The sequence below is a fragment of the Roseovarius sp. MBR-78 genome (assembly GCF_040547535.1).
Classification (GTDB): Bacteria; Pseudomonadota; Alphaproteobacteria; order Rhodobacterales; family Rhodobacteraceae; genus Roseovarius.
The window spans coordinates 1-5,328 of sequence record NZ_JBEPPX010000057.1 but is presented as its reverse complement, the minus strand read 5'-3'; the positions used below and the strand labels follow the sequence as shown (position 1 = coordinate 5,328).

Here is a 5,328-nt window from a genome sequence, read left to right as displayed (position 1 = left end):
CGAAGCATTCGAAGCGTGGAAATCCGCAGCGAGTGCCGCTTGATGTACCATCGGCAACACAACTTGCTGACTGCGCGAGTTAACGTGACAACACCGATCAGCCCGTTCTACGATCCGATGATTGCCAAGGTGATCACCCATGGCCCCGATCGTGACACCGCCCGTCTGTCCCTGCTCAAGGCGCTGCGCGACACCCATGTGGTCGGTACCGCGACCAATGTCGATTTCCTCGCGGCGCTGACAGATCACGCGGGCTTTGCCTCCGGGCAGTTCGATACCGGGCTGATCGCGCGCGATCTTGACGACCTGATCGTCGAGAAAGACCTCGGAGACGCCCATCTGGCCTTTGCCGCCTTTGCTGCGCTGAGGATTCATCCGCAAAAGCGGCATTTGGGTTGGCGGCTTTGGGGTGGGGCCGCGCATGATCTGACTTTTATACAGAACGGCACGCCGCTGCCCTGTCGGGTGGTGTTGAACCCGGACGGTTCAGCCAGTGTTTTTCGCGACGGAGCACTAACCATCACTCTGACCGACCTTGTCCTCGACGGCCCCCGGATGACCGCCCGAACCGGGCCAACGAATGCGCATCTCGAAGCTACGGTGCATCTTGTCCACCGGGACGCCGGGCTGGTGGTATCTGTCCTGACCGGTGGCTCTGCGCGCGATCTCTTCCTCCCGGATCCCCGGTTGGGCAGCGCCGCACTGGTCGATGCCAGCGACAGCGTGGTGGCACCCATGACCGGCATCATCGTCGCGCTCGGCGTGGCCCTGGGCGATCAGGTGAAAGAGGGCGCGCGGCTGGGTGTGATGGAAGCCATGAAGATGGAAACCTCCCTTGTTGCTCCGCGCGATGGCACGGTGTCCGAGGTGTTCTGCGCCGTCGGCGATGCTGTCGAAGGCGGCGCGATCCTGATCAACCTTGAGGCGGAGGCGGCATGACGCGCGATGTCAGGATATTCGAGGTTGGGCCCCGCGACGGGTTGCAGAATGAAAAGGCGCTGATCGAAGCGCAAGACAAGATCGCCTTGATCGATCTGTTGTCCTCGGCTGGATTTGACCGGATCGAGGCGACCAGCTTTGTCTCGCCGAAATGGGTGCCGCAACTGGCCGATGCGACCGAGGTCATGGCGGGGATCACCCGCGTCGACGGGGTTAAATACGCGGTACTGACCCCGAACCTGAAAGGCTTTGACCGGGCTCTTGCGGTGGGGGCGGATGAGGTTGCGGTCTTTGCCTCGGCTTCCGAGGCGTTTAGCCAGAAGAATATCAATTGCTCCGTCGCCGAAAGCCTGGCGCGCTTCGCCCCCCTGATGGAGGCCGCGCGGGCGGTCGGAATGCCGGTTCGGGGGTATGTTTCCTGCGCGGTGGAATGCCCCTATTCCGGTGCCGTGGACCCGATTGATGTCCGCGATGTGGCCGCGGTTCTGGACGACATGGGATGCTACGAGATTTCCGTGGCGGACACGATTGGCCGCGCGACGCCCGAGGCGACCTTTGCCATGCTCGAAGCGGTGGTCGACCTCGTCCCACCCGAACGGCTTGCCGGGCATTTCCACGACACCGGGGGGCAGGCGCTGCGCAATGTCGAGGTGGCGCTGGAGTTCGGGTTGCGCACATTCGATAGCGCGGTCGGCGGCCTCGGCGGCTGCCCTTATGCGCCCGGCGCCAAAGGCAACCTGTCGACAAGCGCGCTGGTCGCCATGCTGGAAGAGCGCGGCTTTCGCACCTGCATTGACCGCGACCGTCTGGCCGAGGCCGAACGCCTGGTGACCGGCTTTGCCAGACGATCCGCCGAAACGAAGGAGCCTGCAAGATGACACATGAAACCATCCGCGTTTCCCATGATGCGCGTGGTGTTGCGACGGTAACGCTGGCGCGGCCTGAAAAACACAACGCCATGAATGCCGCGATGATCGCCGAACTGACCGAGGCCGCCCGGACGCTGGCCGAGGACAGCAACGTGCGGGTGGTGATCCTAACCGGTGAGGGGCCGAGTTTCTGTGCCGGAGGCGATCTGGGTTGGATGCGCGCGCAGATCGAACAAGACCGAGTCGGCAAGATGCAGGAGGCAGGGGCTCTGGCCAGGATGCTGGGGCTCTGGAACGCCCTGCCCAAGCCGGTGATCGGACAGGTGCATGGCGCGGCCTATGGCGGCGGGATCGGACTGATTGCGGTCTGCGATATCGTCATCGCCGAGGAAAACACCCGTTTCGCCTTGACCGAAACCCGCCTCGGGCTGATCCCGGCCACCATCGGGCCGTTCGTCGTTCGCCGTATGGGCGAGGCATTCGCGCGTCAGGTCTTTTTCACCGCACGTCCCTTTGATCCCGCTTTTCTGATCCGGGCAGGTCTGGTGGCCCGCGCCTGCTCTGCCGATGGCATAAGCGAGGCAGTGGAGGAAGAGGTGGCCGCCGCGCTGAACTGCGCCCCCGGTGCGGTGTCCGCCGCCAAGACGCTGTGCCGCGACCTTGCCGGAACAGACCCGATGAAGGCCGCCGACTTGACCGCCAATGCCTTGGCCGACCGTTGGGAGACTGCGGAAACGCAGGAAGGGATCACGGCTTTTTTCAATAAGGAAACGCCATCGTGGCGGCAGAAAATATGAGAAGATCGTCATGCTGACACACCGCAAACAAGCTGTTCTGGCTGAGATAATTCCTTCCGGCCCGAGCACCATGGCAGGCTTGCACCAACTGGGACTAGTTCTGGCCGGGGTTCTGCTTCTTGCACTCAGTGCCAAGGTGGTCGTACCGATGTGGCCGGTTCCGATGACCCTGGGCACCCTTGCCGTGCTGATGATCGGGGCTGTCTACGGGCCGCGGCTCGGGATCATCACCATCGCGGCTTATCTTTTCTGCGGGGCGCTTGGTTTGGATGTCTTTGCCGGAACGTCAATAGCCGAAAACGGATTGGCCTACATGATGGGTCCGACAGGCGGATACCTTGTCGGTTACGGTCTCGCAGTGCTTGTTCTCGGCTTTGCAGCGCGTGCCGGGTGGGATCGATCCATGCCTCGCATGGCTTTGGCTCTATTGGTTGGAAACATCGCAATCTACTTGCCCGGAGTTCTTTGGCTCGGCGTGCTTTACGGCTGGGACCAGCCTATCTTGCAATGGGGATTGATGCCGTTCGTCCTAGGTGACGCTCTGAAACTATGTCTGGCAACCTCTGTGTTGACGTTGGCTTGGCGGATTTGTGAGAATCTGAGCCATGAACGAGGACTTGGCGATGAAGAAAGTCCGTGACAGCGCCGCGGAGGCGCTGGACGACGCTCTGTTTGACAGCTTGCTGATCCGCAGGCGGTTACGGTCTCTGCGGGATCCCGAAGCTTCTGGTCGTCGCCATTCGTCACGCTGGAACCGACGATCTGACCGTGACCGGCAACAACGCGGGTGTCGAAGGATTCGGCTCAGGCGTTCTGCTCGAAACTCGACAGGTCAAGAAAATGATCAGTTCTTATGTTGGTGAGAATGCGGAACTCATGCGCCAATACCTACCAAACCGCGATATTGTCGATCAACCGAACACCGACCAGCCAACCTGCGGCAAATAGGCGAGCGGGACGAGACGGGGTGCTGAGCAGGCTAAGATCGTCATTGGCGCGGATTTCAAGGTAATCCATTTTAGTGAACCCTGTATTTTCCAACCGTTTAATCGCGGCACTTTGCAAATCCTCGAAGGCCTGCCCGGCGGCGATGCGTTCGGCGATCTTCTCCATTTCCTCGTACAGGCGCGGCGCGCAGACGCGCGCACGGTCTGATAAAAGCAGATTGCGCGAGGACATTGCCAACCCATCCATTTCGCGGATCGTGGGACAGCCGAGCACAGTGATCGGAATGTTAAGATCTCCGGCCATGCGGCGCACCACCTGCAATTGCTGGAAATCCTTTTCACCGAAAAAAGCGTCAGTCGCCGCGCTTTGCAGGAACAGCTTGGCCACAACTGTTGAAACCCCGTCGAAATGGCCAGGGCGGTGTGCGCCCTCCATAACATCGGTCAACCCTTCTGACCTGCCCCCTTTTTCAGGGCCACTCGTAAATCGAGTCTGTTCTCTTTTTGTGTGCCATCATTCGGCGGCGTGAGCAATGGGCGCAGGCGCGGAGCCATCAGGTCGCTCAAGCGGCTGCGCCCATTGCGTCTTGTCGAAGGGGCGCGCGGCTGCGAACTCCTCCGGTGTTTGATATTTCAGGTGGCTCGTGCGGGCGCTCCGTGTTGTAGTCGATCCTCCATTCCTCGATGATTTCGCGGGCCTCAAAGATGCTGGTGAACCAGTGCTGGTTCAGGCATTCCTCGCGATATCGGCCGTTGAAGCTCTCAATGTAGGCGTTCTGCGTCGGCTTCCCGGGGTCGATAAAATAGAGCTGCACGCCGTGATCATCGGCCCATCGATCAAGCGCCCGCCCGCGCAGTTCCGGGCCATTATCCACGACCAGGATATCGGGGTATCCTCGTTCACGGGCGGCCCGTTCCAGCATCTCCACGACCCGCTCGCCTGGCAGCGAAAAATCCACCTCGATGGCCGGGCACTCCCGGGTGCAGTCATCCTTTAGATTGGCGGTGCGGAACTTGCGACCATTGGCCAGCGCGTCGCTGGTGAAGTCGAGCGACCAGCGCTGGTTGGGCGCAATCGGGCACCAGGCGCCCTCACGGCCCTCACGCGGGATCTTCTTGCGTTTGGTGCGGCGCAGCCACAGCCGCTCTTCGCGATAGATGCGCTCAACGACCTTGACGTTCACCTTGAAACCCTCGCGGAAAAGCTTGGCATGCAGCATGCGATAGCCATACCTCCGATGCTTGCCTGACAAGGTGATCAGGCGTTCCCTCAACCGCGCGTGGCGGTCTGGCCGGGCTTGATAGGTCAAGCTCGACCGCGAAATCCCAACCAGCCTGCACGCTCGCCGCTCGGTGAACTGGTGCTCGTCCATCAGCTTCCTCACGGCATCGCGGCGGCGCGGTCCGGCATGGGCCTCGGACCGATGGCGGCCTCATGCCGAACCGTCAGAAGTTTTTTGCCAGCAGCCCTTTCAGACCCGCGTTGTCGAGCATGGCATCCGCCAGAAGACGCTTCAGTTCGGCGTTCTCGGCCTCAAGGTCTTTCAGACGGCGCAGTTCTGAAACCTGAAGCCCGCCATATTTGGCCTTACACTTATAGAGGGTGCCGTCCGACATGCCGTGCTTGCGGCACAACTCCGAGACCTTCGCCCCGGCCGCATACTCCTGCAAAACCCCGACAGGGCACCTCGAAAAATTGCGCTGACACCGGCGTTTCGGTATGATCGGAGCGATAAAACGGGATGGGGTGCAACGATGGCGCAGATGGGTTTCTTT

Annotated in this window: 5 protein-coding genes and 3 pseudogenes; 5 read left to right on the top strand and 3 right to left on the bottom strand. The window is 61.1% G+C overall.

Features of this window, described 5'->3' with window-relative positions; translation table 11 throughout:
• Positions 1–84 precede the first annotated feature (84 nt).
• From ABIE58_RS19880 to ABIE58_RS19860, 5 genes and pseudogenes are all read left to right on the top strand, one after another.
• Entirely contained in the window at positions 85–939 is an 855-nt protein-coding gene (locus ABIE58_RS19880) for a biotin/lipoyl-containing protein (protein ID WP_354546356.1), read from the top strand.
• Entirely contained in the window at positions 936–1,817 is an 882-nt protein-coding gene (locus ABIE58_RS19875) for a hydroxymethylglutaryl-CoA lyase (RefSeq protein ID WP_354546355.1), read from the top strand. Before ABIE58_RS19880 ends, ABIE58_RS19875 begins: the two co-directional genes overlap by 4 nt.
• On the top strand, positions 1,814–2,605 hold the full coding sequence (locus tag ABIE58_RS19870; RefSeq protein ID WP_354546354.1) for a crotonase/enoyl-CoA hydratase family protein: 792 nt from the start codon (positions 1,814–1,816) through the stop codon (positions 2,603–2,605). The genes ABIE58_RS19875 and ABIE58_RS19870 overlap by 4 nt, the downstream gene beginning before the upstream one ends.
• 10 nt (positions 2,606–2,615) lie before the next feature.
• Positions 2,616–3,245, top strand: a complete 630-nt coding sequence (locus ABIE58_RS19865) for a biotin transporter BioY (RefSeq protein ID WP_354546353.1) — start codon at positions 2,616–2,618, stop codon at positions 3,243–3,245.
• A pseudogene (locus ABIE58_RS19860) lies at positions 3,229–3,496 on the top strand (CoA-transferase); the annotation flags it as partial. The gene ABIE58_RS19865 and the pseudogene ABIE58_RS19860, both read left to right, overlap by 17 nt.
• On the opposite strand, the pseudogene ABIE58_RS19855 reads toward ABIE58_RS19860, so the two are convergent.
• The 3 genes and pseudogenes from ABIE58_RS19855 to ABIE58_RS19845 form a co-directional block, all read right to left on the bottom strand.
• A pseudogene (locus tag ABIE58_RS19855) lies at positions 3,494–4,003 on the bottom strand (4-phosphopantoate--beta-alanine ligase); the annotation flags it as partial. The pseudogenes ABIE58_RS19860 and ABIE58_RS19855 sit on opposite strands and share 3 nt — an antisense overlap.
• Positions 3,997–4,119 carry a hypothetical protein gene (locus tag ABIE58_RS19850; RefSeq protein ID WP_354546357.1) on the bottom strand — a complete coding sequence of 41 codons (123 nt, stop codon included), beginning with the start codon at positions 4,117–4,119 and terminating at the stop codon, positions 3,997–3,999. The gene ABIE58_RS19850 and the pseudogene ABIE58_RS19855, both read right to left, overlap by 7 nt.
• A pseudogene (locus ABIE58_RS19845) lies at positions 4,067–5,274 on the bottom strand (IS3 family transposase). The gene ABIE58_RS19850 and the pseudogene ABIE58_RS19845 overlap by 53 nt, the downstream one beginning before the upstream one ends.
• Positions 5,275–5,328: the final 54 nt, after the last annotated feature.

Bases quoted from the DNA above. Each gene is read 5' to 3' on its own strand.
- ABIE58_RS19875 (WP_354546355.1), top strand. From the start codon at position 936: ATGACGCGCGATGTCAGGATATTCGAGGTTGGGCCCCGCGACGGGTTG.
- ABIE58_RS19870 (WP_354546354.1), top strand. From the start codon at position 1,814: ATGACACATGAAACCATCCGCGTTTCCCATGATGCGCGTGGTGTTGCG.
- ABIE58_RS19865 (WP_354546353.1), top strand. From the start codon at position 2,616: ATGCTGACACACCGCAAACAAGCTGTTCTGGCTGAGATAATTCCTTCC.